At 41.3% G+C, this 22,263-nt stretch carries 23 protein-coding genes; 10 read left to right on the top strand and 13 right to left on the bottom strand.

What is annotated here, in order from left to right:
- Positions 1-109: 109 nt before the first annotated feature.
- Positions 110-550 (top strand): hypothetical protein, encoded by a 441-nt coding sequence (locus ACN6MT_RS05710; protein WP_419955068.1) that lies wholly within the window; start codon positions 110-112, stop codon positions 548-550.
- Between the two features lie 32 nt (positions 551-582).
- Here ACN6MT_RS05710 and ACN6MT_RS05705 read toward each other — a convergent pair whose 3' ends face one another.
- A complete protein-coding gene (locus tag ACN6MT_RS05705) occupies positions 583-1,770 on the bottom strand; it encodes a glycosyl hydrolase family 28-related protein (RefSeq protein WP_419955067.1) in 1,188 nt (395 codons plus the stop codon).
- Between the two features lie 244 nt (positions 1,771-2,014).
- On the opposite strand from ACN6MT_RS05705, the gene ACN6MT_RS05700 reads away from it, so the two are divergent.
- The gene (locus ACN6MT_RS05700; protein WP_419955066.1) at positions 2,015-2,626 is read left to right on the top strand and encodes a LysE family translocator; all 612 of its coding nucleotides are present in this window, start codon (positions 2,015-2,017) and stop codon (positions 2,624-2,626) included.
- Positions 2,627-2,891: 265 nt separating this feature from the next.
- On the opposite strand, the gene ACN6MT_RS05695 is transcribed toward ACN6MT_RS05700, so the two are convergent.
- Positions 2,892-3,245, bottom strand: a complete 354-nt coding sequence (locus ACN6MT_RS05695) for a VOC family protein (RefSeq protein ID WP_419955065.1) — start codon at positions 3,243-3,245, stop codon at positions 2,892-2,894.
- A gap of 87 nt (positions 3,246-3,332) precedes the next feature.
- Positions 3,333-4,205, bottom strand: coding sequence for a hypothetical protein (locus tag ACN6MT_RS05690; RefSeq protein WP_419955064.1), 873 nt, complete (start codon positions 4,203-4,205; stop codon positions 3,333-3,335).
- A 224-nt stretch (positions 4,206-4,429) separates the two neighbouring features.
- On the opposite strand from ACN6MT_RS05690, the gene ACN6MT_RS05685 reads away from it, so the two are divergent.
- Entirely contained in the window at positions 4,430-5,110 is a 681-nt protein-coding gene (locus ACN6MT_RS05685) for a hypothetical protein (RefSeq protein WP_419955063.1), read from the top strand.
- A gap of 80 nt (positions 5,111-5,190) precedes the next feature.
- On the opposite strand, the gene ACN6MT_RS05680 is transcribed toward ACN6MT_RS05685, so the two are convergent.
- The 4 genes from ACN6MT_RS05680 to ACN6MT_RS05665 all read right to left on the bottom strand — a co-directional run bounded on the left by ACN6MT_RS05680 (position 5,191) and on the right by ACN6MT_RS05665 (position 8,154).
- Positions 5,191-5,676 (bottom strand): tetratricopeptide repeat protein, encoded by a 486-nt coding sequence (locus tag ACN6MT_RS05680; RefSeq protein WP_419955062.1) that lies wholly within the window; start codon positions 5,674-5,676, stop codon positions 5,191-5,193.
- 81 nt (positions 5,677-5,757) lie between these two features.
- A complete protein-coding gene (locus ACN6MT_RS05675) occupies positions 5,758-6,426 on the bottom strand; it encodes an alpha/beta hydrolase (RefSeq protein WP_419955061.1) in 669 nt (222 codons plus the stop codon).
- Positions 6,427-6,872: 446 nt separating this feature from the next.
- Positions 6,873-7,511, bottom strand: a complete 639-nt coding sequence (locus ACN6MT_RS05670) for a hypothetical protein (RefSeq protein ID WP_419955060.1) — start codon at positions 7,509-7,511, stop codon at positions 6,873-6,875.
- 16 nt (positions 7,512-7,527) lie between these two features.
- Positions 7,528-8,154: a hypothetical protein gene (locus tag ACN6MT_RS05665; protein ID WP_419955059.1), complete on the bottom strand. Its 627-nt coding sequence runs from the start codon at positions 8,152-8,154 to the stop codon at positions 7,528-7,530.
- On the opposite strand from ACN6MT_RS05665, the gene ACN6MT_RS05660 reads away from it, so the two are divergent.
- Positions 8,135-8,362, top strand: a complete 228-nt coding sequence (locus ACN6MT_RS05660) for a hypothetical protein (RefSeq protein ID WP_419955058.1) — start codon at positions 8,135-8,137, stop codon at positions 8,360-8,362. The genes ACN6MT_RS05665 and ACN6MT_RS05660 overlap by 20 nt on opposite strands.
- A 222-nt stretch (positions 8,363-8,584) precedes the next feature.
- Here ACN6MT_RS05660 and ACN6MT_RS05655 read toward each other — a convergent pair whose 3' ends face one another.
- From ACN6MT_RS05655 to ACN6MT_RS05645, 3 genes are read right to left on the bottom strand one after another with little or no spacing between them, the layout of a single operon-like run.
- Positions 8,585-9,157, bottom strand: coding sequence for a nucleotidyltransferase family protein (locus ACN6MT_RS05655; protein ID WP_419955057.1), 573 nt, complete (start codon positions 9,155-9,157; stop codon positions 8,585-8,587).
- A 55-nt stretch (positions 9,158-9,212) separates the two neighbouring features.
- The gene (locus tag ACN6MT_RS05650; RefSeq protein ID WP_419955056.1) at positions 9,213-9,860 is read right to left on the bottom strand and encodes a metallophosphoesterase family protein; all 648 of its coding nucleotides are present in this window, start codon (positions 9,858-9,860) and stop codon (positions 9,213-9,215) included.
- Positions 9,860-10,219, bottom strand: coding sequence for a cupin domain-containing protein (locus tag ACN6MT_RS05645; RefSeq protein ID WP_419956385.1), 360 nt, complete (start codon positions 10,217-10,219; stop codon positions 9,860-9,862). The genes ACN6MT_RS05650 and ACN6MT_RS05645 overlap by 1 nt, the downstream gene beginning before the upstream one ends.
- 214 nt (positions 10,220-10,433) lie before the next feature.
- On the opposite strand from ACN6MT_RS05645, the gene ACN6MT_RS05640 reads away from it, so the two are divergent.
- Positions 10,434-10,784, top strand: coding sequence for a PadR family transcriptional regulator (locus ACN6MT_RS05640; protein WP_419955055.1), 351 nt, complete (start codon positions 10,434-10,436; stop codon positions 10,782-10,784).
- Complete coding sequence (locus ACN6MT_RS05635) at positions 10,762-11,448, top strand: DUF1129 family protein (protein ID WP_419955054.1); 687 nt, start codon at positions 10,762-10,764, stop codon at positions 11,446-11,448. Before ACN6MT_RS05640 ends, ACN6MT_RS05635 begins: the two co-directional genes overlap by 23 nt.
- 747 nt (positions 11,449-12,195) lie before the next feature.
- Here ACN6MT_RS05635 and ACN6MT_RS05630 read toward each other — a convergent pair.
- Positions 12,196-14,349 (bottom strand): YhgE/Pip family protein, encoded by a 2,154-nt coding sequence (locus ACN6MT_RS05630; protein ID WP_419955053.1) that lies wholly within the window; start codon positions 14,347-14,349, stop codon positions 12,196-12,198.
- 100 nt (positions 14,350-14,449) lie between these two features.
- Positions 14,450-15,016, bottom strand: a complete 567-nt coding sequence (locus tag ACN6MT_RS05625; RefSeq protein ID WP_063254825.1) for a TetR/AcrR family transcriptional regulator — start codon at positions 15,014-15,016, stop codon at positions 14,450-14,452.
- Positions 15,017-15,211: 195 nt separating this feature from the next.
- Between ACN6MT_RS05625 and ACN6MT_RS05620 the strand changes: the two genes are divergently transcribed.
- The 4 genes from ACN6MT_RS05620 (at position 15,212) to ACN6MT_RS05605 (ending at position 20,734) form a co-directional block, all read left to right on the top strand.
- A complete protein-coding gene (locus tag ACN6MT_RS05620; protein ID WP_419955052.1) occupies positions 15,212-15,349 on the top strand; it encodes a hypothetical protein in 138 nt (45 codons plus the stop codon).
- 193 nt (positions 15,350-15,542) lie between these two features.
- Positions 15,543-15,686 carry a hypothetical protein gene (locus ACN6MT_RS05615; protein ID WP_419955051.1) on the top strand — a complete coding sequence of 48 codons (144 nt, stop codon included), beginning with the start codon at positions 15,543-15,545 and terminating at the stop codon, positions 15,684-15,686.
- Between the two features lie 271 nt (positions 15,687-15,957).
- Positions 15,958-17,589, top strand: a complete 1,632-nt coding sequence (locus ACN6MT_RS05610; protein WP_419955050.1) for an SWIM zinc finger family protein — start codon at positions 15,958-15,960, stop codon at positions 17,587-17,589.
- Between the two features lie 235 nt (positions 17,590-17,824).
- Positions 17,825-20,734, top strand: coding sequence for a DEAD/DEAH box helicase (locus ACN6MT_RS05605; RefSeq protein ID WP_419955049.1), 2,910 nt, complete (start codon positions 17,825-17,827; stop codon positions 20,732-20,734).
- 356 nt (positions 20,735-21,090) lie between these two features.
- Here the strand turns inward: ACN6MT_RS05605 and ACN6MT_RS05600 are convergent, their stop codons facing one another.
- The gene (locus ACN6MT_RS05600; RefSeq protein ID WP_419955048.1) at positions 21,091-22,167 is read right to left on the bottom strand and encodes a 3D domain-containing protein; all 1,077 of its coding nucleotides are present in this window, start codon (positions 22,165-22,167) and stop codon (positions 21,091-21,093) included.
- Positions 22,168-22,263 lie beyond the last annotated feature (96 nt).

The raw sequence follows: 22,263 nt of genomic DNA, 5'->3' as shown, positions 1-22,263 counted from the left end.
AGGATCTTACTGCAGAAAATTCATTGAAGAGGTTTAAAGTTCGAATTCAGACCCGTTTCCTTTTTAGAAGATGTATAATGGAATACGAGATTAACTGAATTCGGAGGTTATGATGAAGTTTTTTATAAAGTTAAATACGATTAGTGCTTTATACGCGTTAGCGTTGTTTATCGCCATTGAACTCATTATCAATGTTTCTCATATTAGCCAATTATACGGCTTTGCATGGGACCATGTTTACATTGTCATAGCTGTTATTAATGTTATTGGACTTCTTCTTTCTACCCTTATTTTTTTTAACTTAACAAAAAAATGGATGTTAGGCAGTAAACATCATTATTGGCAACTCATTCTGTGGGTACCTTACTTTATTGTGTTATTCTACTTTTTCACTGTTTTCGTTCCTCTTAATACAGGAGTGACGCTTTTTCCTAGATTTAGTCTCTTAATTTTTGGGTCATCCTTGCTGTTTCCGGTCTACATATTATTTATTAATGTCATTGCTTCCCCTGTAAGTACGGACGAGCGGACAAATACACGGTTATTGTGATACTTGGAGCATTCAAGGCTCCAAGTATTTTTTTACCACGTTCCTAATGTAGCAACTAGTCTTCCATCATGTTTAAACATATTGAGAGATTGCCTAACATACCCAGTGCCATATTTTATAATTCTAGGAATGGAAGTGGTTTGGTCACTCCATTGGCAGTTCGTTACTACACCACTACTCCCATCATCCCAGAACATAACACCATTGATTATACAGCCATTGAACACAATCCCGTTTTGCCTGACATGGACATAGGCTACATAAGGGTCCGTTACACCATCACTCGAAATCTGACAATTGTTAAAGGCTACGTATGTATTATTATAAATGGTAAACATCGCTTGGATATCTATTGCCCTTGCTGTACAGTAAATCCAACATCCATCAAAGACAACGTCTGACATGTCCGTACCTGTAACAGCAAAGTCGGCGTTTAAGTCGATGATGACGTGAGAGAATTTGAATGCCAATCCTCGCACCACATTGACACCCCTTTTCGCTACACCGATGAATCCCCCCAAGAACATACAGCCCTCTGGACGTCTGATCGATCCTTGATAGATAGCTCCATCTACATAAACACCATCATTAGAGCCAGAAAATTGACAGCCGACAAAGGTGTTATTAACAATTTGTCCTTGTATTTTCAACCCACAATCCCCAATAAACGACGTACTAATATTTTCAAAATAACTCCCCCAAACCTCTGCTAAAAATAAACCTGTAGAGACATGAGAGACTGAGATATTCTTGAATGCACATTTATGGACAGCATAGTTAATACTGGTGGATTGCGTAATTTTACGTTGATCAGCGGTCCCCATATACATTCCTACCATGTTCCTGTAATGGGGATTTCCATCGATTTTCAAATCCTCTATAAATCTCGTGCTCATAGCTAATTCTGATTCCGCAAAAGGTTCCCGCCCCTTTACCCACATGATCGTATTAACAGGAACACTAGCACCTACTGTTACTTGATTCCATACTTGGGAAACCTTTATTAACGCGTTGTTACCCATAATCGAAATGTATTCAGGGATTATAAGTGTTTGTGAAATGATATAGGTTCCGTGAGGCTTAAGGCTAACGATTCCTCTTCCTCCCGGTGCACTGGCAAAGCAGTTTATCAAGGCCTCTGTATCGTCCGTAACACCATCACCTTTTGCTCCGAAATGCTCTGGCAGCAGGTAGTGCTGTGTAGGGTTTGGAGTAGACATGATGATCAGCTCCTTTGGAAAAATTCAACTGGTCTTAATGCGATTGTATGCCTGTGTGTTGGTACATATTAACTATTCTGCGAGGTTAGCTAAATTAGAAAAAGCCGCCGATCTGGCAGCTGAAGAGGTCTCTAACTTCAAGAGCAATTCTAAAAATATTTTTAACACTATTCAAAACATTTGTGATAAATTTATTCTAACCATTTTTATCTAGGAGGCGCTGATTACCTTGGAGAACTTCTATATGTTTGTGATTATGTGTGTTTTACTGATTCTTTTGCCTGGCCCTGATACAGCTATCGCGACAAAGAACACCCTCTCTGTCGGTAGAACAGGAGGTTTCCAAACGATGTTTGGTACTTGTTGTGCATTACTGATCCACACAACAGCAGCCGTCGTTGGCCTTTCAGCCATTATTGTGAAGTCAGCTATTGTTTTTTCTATCTTCAAATACGTCGGTGCTGTATATCTCGTGTATTTAGGGGTTAAAACGTTATGGGCCCTCAGAAGCCAGAAAATCACGCCTGAGATTACTACGGAAAGTAAATATGAAGGTAAATCATGTTTTAAACAAGGTTTCCTTACCAACCTTCTCAATCCAAAAGTAGCCGTGTTTTTCCTAACCTTTTTGCCGCAGTTTGTGCATTCCGGCAGTGATACTTTTATTCCGTTTCTCACCATGGGAATCACGTATACCCTCTTAACGGCAGTCTGGTTTTTGTTCTATATCTATTTACTTAACCAGATTAGTGCTTTTATGAAAAAGCCTAAGACCCAGCGTATTATGGAAGGTTTGACTGGTACAATCTTAATCGGTTTCGGGGTAAAACTGGCGCTGGAGAAGGCTCAGCATTAGGAAGGCAGTGGAGCTATTTCTGTGGACCGGTCAAATAACATATGCGAGTTTGAGGAATAAGCGGAGAAATTTCTCTTAATTAGGATATAGCACTGAAAACAGCTTAAATAGCCGGAAGGATTCCGGCTATTTACTCGAAAGAAGTGAAATTGGTTCATTTTGCTTAGGTTAATCGGAAAACCTCCGCTTATTTACCCCGAACAGAGCTCAATTCACAGCCTAACGGAAAAATCTCCGCTTATATTAGGAACAAATGCCTTTGTTTTTAACATTTACAAATCATTAACAGATTCCCATCCGGATCTTGGAAATTAAAATAATGACCATGTTGAATTTCCGTTACGACGTTAACACCTTTATTTTTCAAAAAAGTAAAGGCTTCTTCAATATTTAAGGTATTGAAATGGAACACCGGTGTCTTAAATACATGATTTTCGGAATAGATTTTGCTATCTAATACAATCCCCGTACCTTCCATGGGAATGACGTAAAGATGGCCAAACTGGATTTCACCTGCTGCCTCGATACCTAATAGACTACAATACCAATCTCTTGCTTTTTCTATGTCTTTTACCGGGATAAATACGGTTCCAATTTGATTTAAGATGGGATTATTCATATAAGCACCTCGTATATCTTTTAATTTTATTTTAGTATGAAAAGCGGCGGATTTTCTTTAACGGTTCCGTTATTAGGGAGATGGAACTTAATTAACCGCAAAAACAACATCAGCATAGAATTCACCGTCTAATACCACTTCATAACGCCACACACCGCTTTTTGGAATTGTAAAGGTAGCAGTGAAGCGTTCTAAAGTGGAATAACCTGCTGACGGCTCATTAATGGTTTCCGGGGACAATCCTGTGATTTTTTCTCCTGTTTCTTGATGGTAAGCATATATAGCTAATTCTTTCCCTTTAAAAGTCTCAAAAGGTGCCGTGAAATGAAATACGTATCCATACGGTTTTCCTGCTGATAGCGATGGGTCCGGGGCAACGATCAATAACGCTTTTCCATCTTTTGTATATACATCTCTATTTTCCTTCGTTTCTTCCATCAAAGAACTCCAAAAATCCTTCGTACGAATTAACATACCTTCTATTTTGTGCTCATCCGTTAAATTCGCTTGCCCAGTGACGATCCCAACTTCTGATTTTTCACTGCCTTCTCTTTGGAACTGTAATTCTACTGAGAAATTATAAACGCTATCTTTTGGATCAACCTTTTCGTATTCTATCTTTTTTATCTTAAATTGGTAATCTTCATTATTCGGTTGAATCATTAATCTTGAACCGTAGTTATTAACAAAATCCCTGTAGGACGTTTCATTTGCAAAATAATCTTTAAATCGCTTTTCTTCATATTGATTCAAGGCTTCGAATTTTTCTTCACTTTCTTTTTCCAATATTTTTTTCAATTCATCGCTTGGACCTGCAAGACTATTCTGTAATACAGCTTCAATGGTTTTTATATTTTCATCTTGAGTTTTCGTTTCCTTTTTTTCGGTACATCCCACTAACATTAATAGAAGTAAAGAAAACATAGCGGTTGCAAAAATTTGGGTCATTCTTTTTTTCAAATAAATCCCCCCTTTAATGTATTATATAACAAATTTTACCAAACGCCTTTTTTGTACTACATAAAAATCTATTCGGATCATAATAACTCCATTTAATGGGCGGAATAGTCCAAGATTCCGTTTTACCAATTAAAGGTAGTTGATAGAGGCAAGGCCTTTTTCTCTATTATTCTGGTAAAATTGGACTAGACATCATATGAAAATACACTAGGGGGAGTTCCAAATTGAAAGTGGTTATAGCATTTTTAAAAACGAGATGGAAGTATGTATTAACAGCATTGATTGCTCTTAGTATTGGAGCTGCAACTGGTCCTTCACAAGACCAAGTAGACCAGGCTAACGCCAAGGTAGATGAATTAAAGAAGCAACTATCTACTAAAAAAGAAACCGTAGCAAGCCTTGAAACCAAAAATAAAGATTTACAAGCGAAAGTAGATGAAGCAGCTCCATGGTTTAAAATGCAAGAGGATCTGAAACAAATAGAAGCTGAAGCTGAAGCTAAGGCCGCCGAAGAGAAACGTTTAGCGGAAGAAAAAGCAAAACAAGAAGAAGCGGCAGCTAAGGCAGAAGCGGAGGCCAAAGCAGCCGAAGAACAGCAAATTACAGCAGATAAAGTGCAGGAAATTATTAGTGATTATTCTTATGTAGTAAATAACGTTTCTTTTAATAACGGTGAAATAAACGCAACCATTGAGTTAGCACCAATGGAACAGTTTTCCGCCAATGATTTAGCCGTTAATGAATACAGTTCATTATCGGATGAGTTATTAAATTATGAAGGCTGGCAAGTACTAACCGTTACCTATCCTGGTGCAGGGACTATTAGTATGAACCGGAACGAAAAGGAAACAAATAGTTTTGGTGATTATTTCCCAACCTTGAAAATTGAGGAAAGATTAAACTGATAAAACAAGCTCCTTAATGGTGCTTGTTTTTTTTGGCTAACACGTTTTGCAATACGGAACCGCATATCTACCCTCTTTTGCTACCTCCACGTTTTATCTAGTTTATCAGAATAGTATTGAATGGCTCTTTTATAATGCAGGATTTCCTCGTCCGCTGTGGTTTCGATCAAACTGGTTAGCAGAATCTCCATGGCAGTGTCGTGCTCCTTTAAATTATAAAGGGTCATCGAATAGAAAACCTTTAAAGCTCGGTTGTTTGGAAATACAACTAGCCCCTTTTGAAAAACGCTTTTGGACTTGGTGTATTCTCCTATTGTACGGTAGGAACTTCCTAAACCAAGCAGCGCTCCCTCTAAGTCCTTTCCCGACAGCCCCAGGTCAATTGCTTTTTCATAATAGGGAATCGCTTCGGTTTCTTTCCCTAACAAATCGAAGCTCCACGCACATTGATAGTTCACATAAGGGTCTTTTGGAAACTCTTCTACTACTTTTTGTAGTAATTCGTTCGATTCCGCTGTCTTCCCTTCATGTCGCAGGTCAATCGCTTTTATTACTTCTGGTTGCATTTCGTTCACTCCTTACACGTTGGCTCCTACCCGTTATCGATAGACCTTCACTTTCTATTTGTTGCTCAAACTCTAGCCATTTCAAATTAATCCCTCCAGCGAATGGGTCACGGTTTTCCATGCCAAAGACGTTGGGTCGACAACCATAAAGTGATCTGCTTCCGGGAGTGTAATTAGACGGACGCTATCTCCCAGCTCCTTGGCCCTCCGATGATAATCCACACTTAAAGAGACTGGAACATGACGATCCAATTCACCATGAATTAACACTTGATTCACATTCAAGGGCAGCAATTCGATGGGGGATGCAATTGGTAACTCTTCCATTAAGCCGCCTAGGAACGCTGTAACGGGGCTCGTAATCCCTCTTTCCGTATGTATCTGCAGCATTTGGCCGAGATCAGTAACCCCGGCGAGGCTGATAATTCCTTTTATCGGAACAACTAATGGGCTATCCATTACGTTCAAAAACGATCCCAGTAAAAGAGCCAAATGGCCCCCGGCTGAGTGCCCGATGACCACCACCTTTGAAAGGTCAAGCTGATAGGTATCCTTCAGCTCGTCTAGGTGATTAACCGCACTGACCACATCATGAAAAGTCCCCGGCCATGCCCCGCCTTCCTCGCCAATCCGACGGTACTCAATATTCCATGTCGCAAACCCGCGCTTCGCCAAATCTTCAGCTAGCGGTTCGTTTTCCTCTAGACCATATTTCGACTGCCAAAAACCACCGTGAATGCTCACCACCACAGGACAGCGCCCTGGAGCCTCCGGTCTACGCAATACACCGAATTGTGACGGGTGCTCCCCATATGCGATCTGAATTGTTTTCATAACATACCTCTTTCCCTTTTAAATATCCGGCTATATTTTATTCGAGAGAGGTTCGAAAATTCCTTTATTTTGTGGGTTTCTACTATTCCAACGAATTATCATCCAGTCAATAAAGAATGATTTTGTTTTGAGAATCACACAAAAATTCGAGAGATTGGTTGTGCTCTTTATCCACATATTGGTGAATATTATGCCGATGTTGTTTTGTCGGTTAAAGAATAAAACAGTGTACTTTCCTATCCTCAACAAAAAAATGAGCAACTGAATGAATTCGGCTGCTCTTTTACATGCTTTTTACAGTTAAAAGATAATGCTTGAGTTTACCCGCAATAATGAACCCGCTTAGGTTATCTGCTGTCATGTTATTGAAGGTTAAGGAAAACTTGTCCTCCTAACACTTCTTTATAACGAAGTTGTGCTTTTTCCCCTGTTTTGACTAGACCCGAAATATAACCCTCTTTTTCATTTCCAACATACATCTCAAAACTAAAATCTGGGTCGGTTGATCCGACGATATCACCACTATAGATATCGCCACTCTCACTTACCATATCAAAGTTCATAATCCCATCAATATGAAACGCTAAATCCTCTGTTTCTGATTCAACAAACTTTACCTTTGTTTTCGCTAGAACCCACTCATATCCTTCTGGTGCAGGTTCATTGAATTCATTCATAGATCTTAATTGTTGGTAAGCAGCCTCTCCACGAACCACCTCTACAACCGTTAAATCAAACTTAATCGGGAAGGCATCCCCATTATCATTATAGATTTCATCGTCCACTGTAGCTGTTGACTGAAATGGAACCGGATTGGAACGTGAACCTATTTTGGATTTTGCTTCTTCTTTTTTTTCAGAGGTCCCTTTTTCTTCAGTTTCCTTCGTTTCTTGTTGATTGTCCTCTTTTTTGACAGTAATATCTTTTGTATCTTGTCCACATGCTCCAAGTATGGCGATAGACAAGATTCCCACTATAAATAGATTGATTCGCTTACTCATAGTTGAACCTCCCGCTTTATTCCGCTTCCGTTTGTTCTTCATTTAAATCATCTGGGTAAACAACATCATCAAACACTTTTTGCGTCGCTTCATCCTTTAGAGATATGGTTACTTTATACTTATCTGGATCTACACCATTATAAAGCTGGTACATCATACCTGACATTGCTAACCCCATGGTAGCAAAACCATCCATACTGTTTTCAAATGCGGCCTTGTCCACTACAACCGTAAACTCTGAAAAATCGTTGTTATAGGTAATATCTTTTATTGATTGATAATCTTCACTATTTTTCATTTCCTCCACTGATGCAATGACTGACTCTTTCATTTCTTTCATCATTTCTTTATGTTTCGCTTTTGACATCTTATAAGTTAGCGATCCGTCTTCATTTTGAGTGACTTCCTTTACGCCTTCTTTTTTCGCATCGGCAATAACCGTGTTTATATCTTGCCCCTCAAACATGGAAGCAGGTATTGTTATTTCGACATTGAGGAGCCCTTTTTCCACCTCAACATTCCCTTCCTTCGCTTCCTCCTTTGATTTTTCCGATTGCTTTTTATTATCTTCTTTCTCATTGGTTGAACATGAAGCAAGATTCAACAGCAATAGTGATATCAGTATGGTGCGAAATATACGCATAATCATCCTCCATTTTTCTTTTTATCAGTATTGTTTACCATTAACGATGTATTATTTACGATTACAGCTTAAACAAAATATTGTAGCTCTAGTTGGGGACAATTCCACTCTTGGTGTAGAAGGATTTGTCTTTAATCCGGGGGATTGGGGACTAATCGTCCTCTATTTGTGGAAGGATTTGTCCTTAATACCGGGGATTGGGGACTAATCGTCCTTTATTTGTGGAAGGATTTGTCCTTAATACCGGAGATTGGGGGCTAATCGTCCTCGCCACGTAAAGGATTTGTCCTTAATCCTGGAGATTGAGGACAATTACAAACGCCAACTATATTAATAAAAAGCGTTGCATTGTTAAGGAAATCAAAAAACAAAGGCTGCCCAATGGCAGCCCTAGAATAACTCCAAACATTATTTAATTTATCTGAATAAATCAGTTGTTCACTATATGATTGACTTTAATTTTATGCCAAATAGCCTTCCAGTTCTTTCTTAGAATCCGTTCCTCGTAAGTGGCAGCAAGTTCCTTTGTCTCAATAAAGAAGGGAGTTGGTTTCAATTCTAAATTAATGACATCCTCTATTCCACAAGGAGCCGTAAGAACCAAATTACCCTTCTCTAACCTCACTCCAAGTGCAGTTGCCGTTTCTGGAAACTTTGAAATCGCATCTTCTGAAGAGGTATAAGGAGGAAGATTGTTAATGATGTGCATTCTCGCTTGATTTTTAACCGACCATGGTATTTGAGGCATGATGCTTATCAGCTTATTTTCCAAGTCCTTTTCAACATTCTCATCGATGTTAATGTGGTCAAAATAGATAACATCCACATCTGGTGTCTGCGTTTTTTCCTTAAACCCGTGCAATATGTCCCAGATTTTCGACCGCACAAAGCCTGCACATATCCACCAGTCAGGCAAATTCAATGTACTAGCGGCCCTTATTATCTCCATCATTTTTTCATCGCTTTGGATTAGTTTGACTATATCTTCTTTATTTTTTAGCATTTTAAGGTTAACCCCTCTTATTTTAATACACCAGAACGTGGAGGAAATTTCAAATCTATTTATCTCTGTGATCTGTATTTTCACGGATAAATTCGATGACCTCGCCATTCGAATTAATTTTTACACCGGTTAAATACCCTGAATACGCGGCACCGGTATCAATATTCCACGAATGACTATGCTCATCATACTTCGGCTCCTCACATGGCGTGTGGCCAATGATTTGCAGCTTCTGAATATTTTTCAATGGACTCCGATTCCATAAGACACCGTAGGAATCCTCTTCATCGTATGGGGTTTCCGTTTCTGCCGAAATCCCTGCGTGACTTAAAAACAGATGATCCTTTTCAAACCATAGCGGCAGCTGTTTCATCCAGTTCACATCGCTCATACAATCCCGCCCCTCGGCCTTATACTGCCGCAACGTTTCCTCCCCACACTGCCTCAGCCAATTATGATTTGGCTGGTTCGTAAAATGATCAATCATCTCAAACTCATGATTTCCTTTTAAAAAATAAACCTGGTCTGGCAAGTCCTCACGTAACTGCCGCGCAAACTGAACCATCTTCGGCGAATGATTGCCTCTGTCGATTAAATCACCGAGCTGGATCAAAATTTCGTTTTCCTTATCCCAATGGTTTGTAAGCATCGCAACAAACGTATAGTAGCAGCCATGCACATCCCCAATCACAAAATAATTCATTATGTATCCCTTCTCGGCATAAAGGCTGCCGGATTTAGTTCTTCACTTTCAATCACAATCGCCGTTAACCCTTTATCTGTTTTAGTTTCATGCCATTCATCTTTTTCCCAAAACACCGCGTCCCCAGGCTGGACTTTGACGTATTCATCACGGTCCGTGCCCACAAAACCCTCGCCGCTTACCACTAGCAGAAGCTGCGGAATCACCGCTTGATGATAGCCAATTAACCCATTTTCCTCTAAGTGCATACATCCTATATGTGCACCCTTGGTCGTTTGAATAATCCGCGACATGATAAAATCAGACTGAAACGCCGAAATCTTCTTTCCGCTCTCTTTTGTAAAATGATAAATTTCCATCATGCACCTCCAAAAACTCAGACTATATGTATTCAAGATGAATTAGGATAATCCTTTAACGTTCGTAAAAAAATTGCTACTAACATGCAATTGACAGTAATGGAATAAAAAGGTATTATAACCTTAGCTACTTTGTATAACCAAGTAGTTGTTTTTTTACCTAGCTATCTTGCTTAACAAAATAGCTGAAAGGTTGAAGGAAAGGGGCTATACCATGTCCTTGCGAAGCCAATTATTAAAGGGAATCTTGGATGGCTGTGTCTTAGCCGTTATTGAAAAGGAACCCGTCTATGGCTATGAATTATCGAAAAAGCTTCAGGAATTTGGATTAAGTGATGTAAGTGAAGGCACGATTTATCCGGTATTGCTCCGCTTACAGAAAAACGGCCTGATCAAGGGAGAAATGCGACCATCCGAATCGGGGCCAAACCGGAAGTATTATTTTTTAACAAAAGAAGGCAAAGAGTCACTAGACATGATTGTATCCGAGTGGAAACAGATGGTTGAACCAGTTAATTCTTTATTTAAGGGGAGAGATGAAAATGAAGGCGAAACATTTAATTGAGGAGAATAACCGAAAACGGGAACAACTCACACCCGAAAACGAAAAATACTATAGTGATATGATGATATACATTCGACTGCAATTTACCCTGTCCGAACAACAATCGGAGGAAGTATTGATGGAAATGCTGGACCATCTCCTTGATGGTCAAAACGAGGGTAAGTCGGCGAATGAAATCTTTGGCGATGATCCCAAAGGCTATGCAGATGAAATTATTGAAAACTTACCGAAGGAAAAGAAGCGAGAAGTTGTTCCATTTATGATGGGGATCGTTCTCAATCTAGTAAGCTGGATGCTTATGATTCGTGGAGTGGTGATTCCCGTGGTCTCACAATTTAAAAAGGAGCCTGTGGGTTCAAGTGTTTATGTGTTCCCCACTCTATTAACATTTACTCTTATCTTAGGATCGATTGCATTCGGTGTCTGGTTTATCTTCAGAACGATCCGCCGTTCGTTGTTTAGCGAAAAGGCGAGTGAAAAGAAAGACATGGTGAAGGTCGGTACCTTCGGAGCATTGTCCATGGGCCTCATCCTTGCAGCGACCAAGTTTGTACCAGAATTCGGCCCTGCCTTTCCGTTTTCATGGTGGGCGTCTCTCCTAACCGGCGGTGCGCTTTGGGTTGTCTTATTTATGGTGAAAAAATTGGAGATTGGGTTTAGATAGATTAGGAGGCTCATTTACAATTACCTGTGCCAGGCTGATGCCTGGCTTTTCAGGTTTGAAGTTGGGTGCATGGCTGAATTTGTTAGGCAGGTAAACTTAGCATAAATGCAGGTAAAATGGATTCTATGCAGGTAAGTGATCCAAATCCGCAGGTAGGCTACACATTTTGGCAGATAGAGGATTTCCCCCTAAAATAGGTGACTATAAAATCTTCCCGGATTCCCGAATTCAGGCTTAATTTTAAGCAGAATATCCATATATAGGAAATTTAATTACCTGAGCCAGGCCACACCCTGCCTGTTTCAGTCTTGAGGTTGGGCGGCTGAATTTGTTAGGCAGGTAAACTTAGCCAAAATGCAGGTAAAATGGATTCTATGCAGGTAAGCGGTCCAAATTCGCAGGTAAGCTATACATTTTGGCAGGTAGAGAATTTCCCTTAAAATAGGTAACTAAAAAAACGTCCCTGATTCCGGAACTCAGTCTTAACTTTGAGCGGAATATCCACATATAGGAAATTTAATTACCTTAGCCAGGCCACACCCTGGCTGTTTCAGTCTTGAGGCCAGCCGGCTGAATTTGTTAGGCAGATAAACTTAGCCAAAATGCAGGTAAAGATGAATCTATGCAGGTAAGCAGTCCAAATTCGCAGGTAACCAATACATTTTGGCAGATACAGGTATTTTAAAAGTTCAATATCAAAAAAAACACCGAATCCGCCTAATACCGCGAACCCGGTGTTTCCTTTTCTTATGCAGCTTGCTCCATCATCTGAGCATTCCCCTGTTTTCTTTTAAAACGAATCGCCATATAAGTGAATGTCACAACCATAAACCCAGCAATAAACCCAAGTAAGATAGCGTTGTTGTGCCACATATAAGCAAAGTCTCCACTTGAAATCACGGCTTTAAACGCTTGTACGGTATATGTCATTGGGAAGAACGCGTTAAATGGCTGCAGTGCCTCTGGAATTAACGCAAGTGGGAAGGTTCCCGCGCTTGTTGTTAATTGCATGATCAGGATGAGAATCGCAATAAAGCGGCCAACATCCGCTAGCGTCGTGACGAGCATTTGAATCAATGTCACAAACACCATGCTTGTGATAATCGTTGTTGTAATAAACAACGGCAAGTTTTGTACTTCGATACCTAAGCCGACGAGTAACACAAAATCGACCAATAATGCTTGAATCACACCAATAATAGTGATAACTCCTAATTTACCGAAGAACCATTGTCTCGCTGAAGTTGGTTGAACGGCAGGTTCTCTTAATCCAAAGACAATCGAGATAATCAGTGCCCCTACAAAAAGTCCAAGTGAGATAAAATATGGAGCAAATCCAGTACCGTAGTTTGGCACGGTGTTGATCTCATTTTTATCGACTTTCACAGGTTCACCCATCATATTATAGGTGTCGTCATCAGCATGTACACTATTGGCTGCCTCGGCACCATCTGCAAGCTTCTCGTTCAGTTCGGATGTGCCATCCTGTAATTTTGCTGTTCCCGCTTGTAACTCAGCAGAACCATCTGCAAGCTTACCAGTGCCATCTGTTATTTTATTCGCACCAGCAGACAACTCACCCATTCCAGATGTCAGTTGGCTCGCACCGGCATTTAGCTCGGAAGAACCTGTATAAAGCTGATGGATTCCCTGCTGTAATTTCAACTGATTAGAATTGATTTCGCCGATTCCGCCGATTAATTGATCGAAGACGGGGTCAGTTTGCTGTTTCAATTGAGATTCTAATCCAGCAGTCGCTCCCTGTAATTGTCCATTTACCTGAGTTTTAAATTGCGTGAAGCCTTGATGCATACCAGGCGCAATCGCTTGTGCCACCTGCTGCTCAACTTCTGCCTTGGTTGGCGCTGTTTGCTGTGCCATAATTTGGGATACCGTTTCAGCTGGAATACCATTGGCGATTAGCCCTGCAGCAAGCTCCTTCATTTTTGCTGTTTGCTGCGCAATCATTTGGTCAGCAATCTGCGACGACAAACCGGCATTAAGCTGTGTTTCAAACTGATTGATACCCTCATTTAATTTTTCCGTACTTCCTGATAACTGCGAGTTGATTCCAGCCGCAATAGCTGCCGGCAGCTCACCTTTAATTTGCTCTGCACCTGCTTGTGCTTTTTCGGTGCCTGTCACCAATTGTGGAAGCTTTTCATCAACCTCTTTTAATCCTTGTTGAATAGCCTTTGTCCCTTGCGCTACTTTATTCGAACCGGCTGCGGCACTGTTTATGCCTTCTTCGAATTCGATTGATTTACTTGCTAGGGTTTGAAGGTTTTCTTTGATTTGCCCAGCGCCTTGGTTGAGTTTTGCTGAGCCTTCGTTAAGCTGGCCGGCTCCGTCACTTGCTTGCGCTAACCCGTCGCCCATTTGGTTTACTTTTTCAAATATGCTTTCTGAGTATGTTGCGACAATTTGTTTTGAAATTTCCGCTTTGATTTCCTTCATTGCGGTTTCGCCGATTTGTGCCGATAGGAAGTTTGCTCCTTCATTTGGCACGTACTTGATTTGCATTTTTTGAGGCTGATCCTCAAGCAGCGTTGTCGCATTTTTTGAAAAATCACTTGGAATCTCTACTAGGATATAATACTTTTGATCCTCTAAACCTTTGTATCCCTTCTCTTTGTCGACGATATCGAAGTCGAAAGTATTACTTTCCTTCAGATTATCGACCAGGTCATCGCCAATCTCGAGCCTCTGTCCGGCCAGTTCCGCGCCCTTATCCTGATTGACAATCGCCACAGGCAGGTCACTTAAATATTTATAAGGATCCCAGAATGCCCACAAAAACATTCCCGCATATAATACTGGAATAAAAAGGATTGCGATAATAGGGATTAATACTTTGCGATTTCTGAGAATCGTTTTTAGTTCTGCTTTAAATCCATTCATACTTGCAACCTCCTGACTATTATATTCAATTAGTCATTTTTATTTTTAAAAAATACTGACCGTTTTGTTCAAATGGTCATTTTACTGCAAAATAAAAGACTCATGCTAATAAGCCTTTTAATAGGTAGAGTTCAAAGAGCTTAGCGATTTCTTCTTTTTTTAATGGCGGATGGTTCCTTTGCCACTCATTCACCAAAGAAAAGTACATTTTCAGCATCACAAAGGCTGTAATCTCAGGATCGCAGGATTTGATTTCACCCTTCTCGATCGCTTTTTGAATAATACCCTTCATGTATTGGATGATGGATTGCTCCACCCGCTGCATCGCTTCTACGACCGTTTGCGTGCCCATGTCACGTTCTTCTTGTATCAATTTAATCGTCAATTGATGCGATTTCCGAAATTCATGAACCCGGGCTAATACATGATTCACATTATCAAGGATCGAAGCTGAATCATCTAGAGCACTCTCCACTTCAAATCGAATATCAGCAATAAGCGAACTGATGATTTCATCAAATAACTCTTCTTTCGTTTTAAAAAAGGTGTAAATGGTTCCCTTCCCCACATTGGCTAATTTCGCAACCTGATCCATCGTCGTTGCTTTATACCCATACAAGGAAAAAGACTTCGCTGCTGCCTCTAGTATCAACTTCTTCCGATCAATTACTGCCAATCCCTTCACCTCCAAAACTGACTAAAATACCAATTTGGTCATTTGTACGAAAAATAATATAACATAGCCATATTAGAAAAGCAACTTGAGGAGTGCGAATTTTGTCAAACGGTTTTATGGAACCAAATGCCTTTACTGACGTCTTATTGAGTAGAGATAAAAGGAAATAACTGGGGGATCACTTCAATGAAAAGGCTGTTAATTGCGTTGTTTATTGCGCTCGTATTGTTTTGTGCGACAGGAGGGCTGGAACGGTTCACGTCTGACACGGAAACACAGGAACCTGGGGTTACTCACGAGATAAATTCAGTTGAAAATTTATAAAAAAATTTACCAGTCCTAGCGGTGCTGGGGCTGGTTTTTGCGTGTCTTGCTGTCACCAATTCTCAGGTATAGACATACCTTGTAAGTGGACAAGGATTTAAGGTTGAACGTAAAAAATTTATTTTTTATGTATAAGAGAATGATAGATTGGGAAAAGTAATGATAGAAGGTAATCTTAAGGGGGACGGAATCCATGAATGAATCAAAATTGCTATTATCACAGTTTGCTAATGAAGAAGGCTTCGAGCTTAGTAAATACTTAAGTCACTTGTTTGACATTGTCTCAAATCAACTAGGACAGAATCCACCAACCACCACCGAAATGGAAAATATCTAAAGCCCAGGCGTTGATAACCGCCTGGACTTTTTTTGTTTTTGGGGTGGTGGATTTATATTTCAGCACGTGAAATTTCGGATCAGCTCGTAATTGTTATTTTCCCACGTAAAATTCCAAATCGGCTCACGTAAAATTCCAAATCGCCACGTAAAACCACAATCTTTTTCATAAAAAAGCGGGTTCTGAATAGAAATCCTCATTTCTCTCCTCGAATGGGCAATTTTTGGTTATAATATAGGAATATGGATTTTTCTAAAAAGGGGGTCGCGGCTTGGAGGCAACGACTGCTAATGAACGGATCGAACTTCTTGCAGAAGAAATGAAAGATTTGCTGCATCCGCATGCGGCCGATGATGTAAAGCTCGTTCAAAAGGGCTTAATGCTGTACCGGCAAGGGATGGTCAAGCAATTACAAATATGGAATGCCCAAATTACTGCGATGGTACAGGACGTGACGCCTTGCCATGTAAAACTGAATTTTTCACATTTATCGCTAAATAGTTGTACTTGTCCTCACGAAGGACTGTGCCGCCACCAGATGGCTGTATTTTTTGCTGCATATTCGAAAGTCGGCAGTGTAGCCGAGTGGGTTGCCGAGTGGCGTGAACCGATGAAGGAGAAGAATGATGTTGCGAACTGGGGACTTCAGAAGGCAAAGGATTTGATCAAAGCGAACGGTGTGATGAAGCCTGATTACGGGCGCTGGGTTGAATCATTCGAAGTCAGCTTTGACACGATACTCAATTCGAAAAAATATTCGAGCGCTTTTATCATTGCGGAGTTATTCAATATTTACGAACGACGGATTAAAGCGAGTGCTCCCGTGGAACAGGAATGGCGGCTGCTCTATGAAATGGTCGGGATTGTCGTTTCATTTAAGAAGCTTGCGGTCTTAACCGTGGAATCGGGGTTTGCTGAAGATGTTGTCAGACGTGCCTACCTCTCTGTGTTCCATAATTTAATTGAGGACGCTGATGTGGTTGTCTTGAAAATTGGTGTTCAATCGCTGCCGTTTGACTTTGATCAGTTTATTTTAAAATTAAAAGATGAAGTGTTTGAGCTGTTGACTGTGTGTTCGGACCTTGAGCAGGAACGGATCTATCTCTACCGGCTACTCTGGACTAACCTTTTTAAAAAGAAGGAATGGCGTGAGCAAGAAATCATATTGATTAATGACCGGCTGAAGTCTTTAAAGGATTGGGAGAATCCGAATCCGCTCTTGGTTGCTGGGATTCATATCAGTCTTCTGCAGCAAAAAGATGAGCTGGCTTTGGACTTGATTAATAAAATTGATGATAAGGTTATTACGCCCTATATGCTTCATTGGATTGAACTATTGTCACAGACAAAAGCATGGAAACGAGTTGGACCGCTAGTTGAGCTTTTTATCTCTAAACTTAAAGGCTATTTAGATTTTCTCCGGACCTACCATTCGTGTGCGTCTTTTACCCGGTCGGCGCTTAAGGCAATCTCCCCTTATGTTTCGGAGAATGGGAAGGTTGAATTATATGAGCGCGCCATGCTCGCGACTTTGCCTTATAGCTATACAGAATATGAACATTCATTGTTTGAACGGAAGCAGTTCGACAAATGGGGTGACCTCCAGGCGTTCATGGGCTGGAGTTTTTACGACCTGCCTCGCGAGCGGGTTAAGGTAATCGAAAAGGAAAATCCAGAAGTCCTGCTCGGCATGCTGCACCAATCGGCGCTGCACGAAATCAATCAAAAAAACCGTTCCAGCTACAAAGCCGCCGTTCGGTACCTAAAAAAGCTGCGTACACTATACAAAAAAATCAAACGCGTCGACGACTGGCAATACTTCCTCGACAACCTAATGGACAAAACCAAAAGACTCCGCGCCTTCCACGAAGAATGCAGACGGAGCAAACTTATAGAGGAATAATTGGTGGAGGGTGGCTATTGGGCGGTGCCTGTCACCGCTCGTGGACAGTGTCTTTCTGTGGTGACAGGCACCGCTCGTGGACACTTTCCACCCCAGGTGGACAGTTGGTTGCTGTGTTTGTGATTTAATTTGGTTTTTGTACATATAGATATTATCTCTAAACAAGGACCTGGATTTTGTCCCGTAGGAACCCTAAAATTTGTCCCCCACCCCCAGTAAAAGGAGTAACTTTACGATGCTGAAGACTAGATTTGTTAAGCTTCTGACAATTAAATTAGATGATGGCCGATATCTTTTGGCTGCTGAGGATGAGCACGGGTATGGATTACCTCCTTCTGAGTGGAAGAATGTGTTGTTCAGCCGTCATGATGAGAGCTTTTTTGGCACGCTTCTGGAGACGGAGTCAGTGGATGGCATCGAGGGTGTTGTGGTGACTGGCTGGCACCTTGTTTCTCTTTTTGCGAAGGAGTCGTTCAACCGGTTTATTCAATGGGATTGGAGTGAACAATCGGAAATTTGTTTAGCTGCCGCCCACTCTCTCCATGAGGGAATACTTGAGAAGGATTGGCTGCCTGACTTTTCCGTTTGGGAGAATGGCGAGTTCCGTTGGAAGCTTCCCCTCCGGGTGGAAGATGAGTTTGACCCTTCCTTTTGGGATCAGGAAGTGGACCCCCAAGATGAAAACTCTGAAACCGTACAGAAATTTATTTCTGATTTATATGACCATGCGTTAGATTCCTATCTAACTCGAAATGCATCGATGAAAGAGTTGTTTGGCCCGAAGCTTGCCTTGCTGAGAAAACAAGGTATTTCGGGTGGTGAACTGGCACGCTATTTTGACGAAGAGTCCTGGCTTGAATGGGTCGGAATCAAGGAGAGCGATACTCCTTTCACGATTGGATTAAGGTTAGAGGAACCTCTGGATGGAGAAGGACCTTGGAACCTGGATGTCTTTTTGCGCGGTAAAAAAAATGTCGATGATGTTTATGGCTTGGAGGCGAAGATTCCTGCTCGATGGAAGCCGTTTTTGGAAAGAGTCGACCGTGAGCAATCACGCTGGGCCAAGTTAATCCCGTGGCTGAGTGAAGACGGAGTGACATTGAAATCGGGACTCAGTGAGGAAGAAGCTTGGATGTTTTTGACTGAGGCCAGTGAAACCCTTGTGGCTTTAGATGTGGAAATCCTCCTCCCTGCTTGGTGGCAGGCAATGAAGAATGCCAACTTAAAGGTGAAGGCGTCTTTAAAAGGTTCCTCCAGCCATCGTCCGTCCTTTGTCGGGCTGCAGGCGATGCTTGATTTCAACTGGCGTTTTTCCATGAATGGTGTCGACCTGTCCGAGGAAGAGTTTGGTCAGCTTGTCGAAGAAAAACGTCGACTCGTGTTCATTCGTGGGCGCTGGGTGAAGCTTGACCCAGGCTTTATTCGACAAATTCAGGATTTGATGAAACGTGCCGAAAAAGAAGGATTACATGTACGGGATTTACTCGAGCAGGAACTGGTTGAAACTCCACCGACAGAGGATGAACTCGAAAATCCAAAAGCCTTCGCACGAATCCAAATCGAATTAAATAGCCAATGGAAAAAAATGATTAAGCAGCTATCTGAAGCACATGAGATACCGCTCGAAGAAGTTCCTGCAGGTCTGCACGGTGAACTCCGTCCTTACCAGCAACTAGGAATGAGCTGGCTCTGGTTTCTGCGTCAATACGGATTTGGCGCTGTCCTTGCCGATGACATGGGGCTAGGAAAAACCGTGCAATTAATCGCGTATCTATTGAAGGTGAAAGACGATATCGGGGCAATTCCTGACATGGTGACAGGCACCGCGGACGGAACTGCTACTAAAGATAGTACAAAAAGCACCACTGAAAAAACACCAGTTAAGGCTGCACTGATTATCTGTCCGACTTCCGTTTTGGGCAACTGGCAGAAGGAGCTTGAACGTTTTGCTCCTGAGATGAATGTGTATTTGCATTACGGTTCGAACCGCTTGAAGGAAGATGCTTTTAAGGAAAAGATTAAAGATGTCGATGTCGTTTTGACTTCGTATGGGTTAAGTCATATGGACTCAGAGGAGTTCGAGTCGATCTTGTGGAGTTCGATTTCCATTGATGAGGCACAGAATATTAAAAACGCCGGGACAAAGCAATCGCGGGCGGTGCGGAGACTCCACGGCGGCCATCACATCGCCTTGACTGGTACTCCGATGGAAAACCGTTTATCCGAGTTGTGGTCAATCTTTGATTTTACCAATCATGGCTATCTTGGCAGTTTGGGGCAGTTCCAGAAGAAATTTGTCATTCCAATTGAGAAGGATGAGAAAAAGGAAAAGGTCAATGAGCTGCAATCCTTAATCCGTCCATTCCTGATGAGAAGGACGAAAAAGGATGAAGAAGTGGCACTCAATCTTCCTGACAAACAGGAACAAAAAGAATACTGTCCGCTTACAACCGAGCAGGCCTCGTTGTATGAGCAGCTGGTCCGTGATACCTTTGCTGAAATTGAAAAGCTGTCAGGCTTTGAGCGCAAGGGATTAATCTTACAAATGCTCAGCAGACTGAAGCAGCTTTGCAATCACCCTGCTCTTTATCTGAAGGAAAAATCAGCTGATCGGCTGCTTCTAGATCGCTCAAATAAATTGGAGAAGCTTGTCGACCTTGTGGATGCCGTTTTAGACTCTGGCGAAAGCTGTCTCATTTTTACGCAATATATCGAAATGGGCGAGATGATTCGTTCGACAATCAAGAAGAAGTTTGGGGTTGAGGTGCCATTCCTGAACGGAAGTGTACCAAAGTCGCAGCGTGATAACATGATTGAGCGGTTTCAAAATCAGGAGTTCCCAGTATTCTTGCTTTCCTTAAAAGCAGGAGGAACCGGGCTGAATCTAACGGCAGCCAACCACGTCATCCATTACGATCGCTGGTGGAATCCTGCAGTCGAAAATCAAGCAACAGACAGAGCCTATCGAATCGGTCAATCCCGCTTCGTTCACGTTCATAAACTCATCTGCACCGGGACACTAGAGGAAAAAATCGACGCCATGCTGGAGAAAAAACAACACCTAAACGACCAAATCATCCAAAGTGAAAACTGGATCACCGAACTTTCTACAGATGAACTGAAAGATTTGGTGTATCTAGGATAGATGTTTGGCCCTCATGAATCGTTCATGAATGGTTCATGAAGCCCCAAAAAGGGAATCAGCTTGGAAAATGGTTCTTATGAAACGTTCATAAGGCCCAAAGAAAAGAATTTGCAGCAAAAATGGCCCTCATGAAACATTCATAAGGTCAAAAAGTAGGATTCAGCCTATCAAATGGGCCTCATGAAACATTTAGTAAGCCAACCTTGTATATTCGGTGCCTGTCACCAACAGGCACCGTCTGTAAACCCTAATCAGTCTTCGGACTGGTTTTTTGTTATGTTTGAATACAAAATACTATGGGTATAAAAAAAGAGATCCCACATCTAGTAAAGATGTAAGATCTCTAATATTTTTTCCTAATTTAAGATGACGATTTTAACCGTTTTTCTGCCCCATGCGATAGCATGTGCATTGTCTGGCATTACTACATCAATTTTATGACCTTTGATGGCGCCGCCGGTATCACCAGCAATCGCTACACCATAGCCTTCTACCCAAACTCTTGATCCTAATGGAATCACAGATGGATCAACCGCGATTAATTTGATATTCGGATTTTCTTTAATATTGTGGCCCATGTAAGTAACATTTCCTGCGGATTGCCAGCTGTAAGCAGTCGCCGTTACATACATTTCTTTGCCCGGCGTACCTGTTGGTGCTGGAGCTGCAGCTGCAGCTGGTGCAGGAGCGTTGGCTGCTGCGATCGCTCTTGCAGCTGCTTGTTCTTGACGAACTTGCTCTTGCGCAGCTTGAAGCTGTGCTTGAATTCCTGCCATTTCTTGATTCACTTGACTATATTTTTGCTGCATAACGGTTAAAGATTCTTGTCTCTTTTGTAAATTAAGATCAAGTTCAGCTTGATGTTTTGCAAGATTTTCTTGTTCTACAGCCAGCTGTTGCTCTTGCTCAGCAATTACTTTTACATTTTCTTCGATTTGTTTTAGATCGGTTTCTTGATCCTTAATAATTTCATTATCTGCGTTAAACAGAGTGGTTACTGCACTTGCACGTTGAATAAGGTCAGCAACACTTTTTGACTCTAGGATGACATTGATGGCTACATTCAGTTTCTCATCTTCTTGTAAAGCCACTAACCTGCTTTTCATTACATCTTTACGGTTATGGATTTTATCCTCAAGGAAGACAATTTCCTCTTTTTTCTGTTCGATTAACTGGCGTGTTGCATCAATTCTCTTCTGAGTTTCTGCTAAGGCTTCTCTATTTTGTGTAATATATGTCTGTAATTCTTCCATCTCTTTGTTTAGCTTATTAATTTCATTGCTAATAGAGTTCTTCTCATTTGCCTTTTGTTCAAGCTCTTGCTCCACACTATGTAAAGCTTCCTTACTTGATTGTGCATGTGCCACTACGGTACCTGACACCAATATTACGCATGTTAGAAACATGAAAATCATACGCCTTACAAGTTGCATACGTTTTCCCCCTTCTCTATTAATCTATTTATACCATGACAATATGCCAGTTATATTACAAAAACATTAAAACTCTATCACAAATTGTCATATAAC

The sequence above is a fragment of the Neobacillus niacini genome, from assembly GCF_048572935.1.
GTDB lineage: Bacteria > Bacillota > Bacilli > Bacillales > Cytobacillaceae > Neobacillus > Neobacillus niacini.
Note: the sequence above shows the minus strand (reverse complement) of the source record. Positions and strands in the feature narration are given on the sequence as shown.

Excerpts from the sequence above, each read along its gene's own strand:
- ACN6MT_RS05710 (WP_419955068.1), top strand. The coding sequence starts at position 110 with ATGATGAAGTTTTTTATAAAGTTAAATACGATTAGTGCTTTATACGCG.
- ACN6MT_RS05705 (WP_419955067.1), bottom strand. The coding sequence starts at position 1,770 with ATGTCTACTCCAAACCCTACACAGCACTACCTGCTGCCAGAGCATTTC.
- ACN6MT_RS05700 (WP_419955066.1), top strand. The coding sequence starts at position 2,015 with ATGTTTGTGATTATGTGTGTTTTACTGATTCTTTTGCCTGGCCCTGAT.
- ACN6MT_RS05695 (WP_419955065.1), bottom strand. The coding sequence starts at position 3,245 with ATGAATAATCCCATCTTAAATCAAATTGGAACCGTATTTATCCCGGTA.
- ACN6MT_RS05680 (WP_419955062.1), bottom strand. The coding sequence starts at position 5,676 with ATGCAACCAGAAGTAATAAAAGCGATTGACCTGCGACATGAAGGGAAG.
- ACN6MT_RS05670 (WP_419955060.1), bottom strand. The coding sequence starts at position 7,511 with ATGAGTAAGCGAATCAATCTATTTATAGTGGGAATCTTGTCTATCGCC.
- ACN6MT_RS05660 (WP_419955058.1), top strand. The coding sequence starts at position 8,135 with ATGGTGCGAAATATACGCATAATCATCCTCCATTTTTCTTTTTATCAG.
- ACN6MT_RS05665 (WP_419955059.1), bottom strand. The coding sequence starts at position 8,154 with ATGCGTATATTTCGCACCATACTGATATCACTATTGCTGTTGAATCTT.
- ACN6MT_RS05655 (WP_419955057.1), bottom strand. The coding sequence starts at position 9,157 with ATGCTAAAAAATAAAGAAGATATAGTCAAACTAATCCAAAGCGATGAA.
- ACN6MT_RS05650 (WP_419955056.1), bottom strand. The coding sequence starts at position 9,860 with ATGAATTATTTTGTGATTGGGGATGTGCATGGCTGCTACTATACGTTT.
- ACN6MT_RS05645 (WP_419956385.1), bottom strand. The coding sequence starts at position 10,219 with ATGGAAATTTATCATTTTACAAAAGAGAGCGGAAAGAAGATTTCGGCG.
- ACN6MT_RS05640 (WP_419955055.1), top strand. The coding sequence starts at position 10,434 with ATGTCCTTGCGAAGCCAATTATTAAAGGGAATCTTGGATGGCTGTGTC.
- ACN6MT_RS05635 (WP_419955054.1), top strand. The coding sequence starts at position 10,762 with ATGAAGGCGAAACATTTAATTGAGGAGAATAACCGAAAACGGGAACAA.
- ACN6MT_RS05630 (WP_419955053.1), bottom strand. The coding sequence starts at position 14,349 with ATGAATGGATTTAAAGCAGAACTAAAAACGATTCTCAGAAATCGCAAA.
- ACN6MT_RS05620 (WP_419955052.1), top strand. The coding sequence starts at position 15,212 with ATGAAAAGGCTGTTAATTGCGTTGTTTATTGCGCTCGTATTGTTTTGT.
- ACN6MT_RS05615 (WP_419955051.1), top strand. The coding sequence starts at position 15,543 with ATGAATGAATCAAAATTGCTATTATCACAGTTTGCTAATGAAGAAGGC.
- ACN6MT_RS05605 (WP_419955049.1), top strand. The coding sequence starts at position 17,825 with ATGCTGAAGACTAGATTTGTTAAGCTTCTGACAATTAAATTAGATGAT.
- ACN6MT_RS05600 (WP_419955048.1), bottom strand. The coding sequence starts at position 22,167 with ATGCAACTTGTAAGGCGTATGATTTTCATGTTTCTAACATGCGTAATA.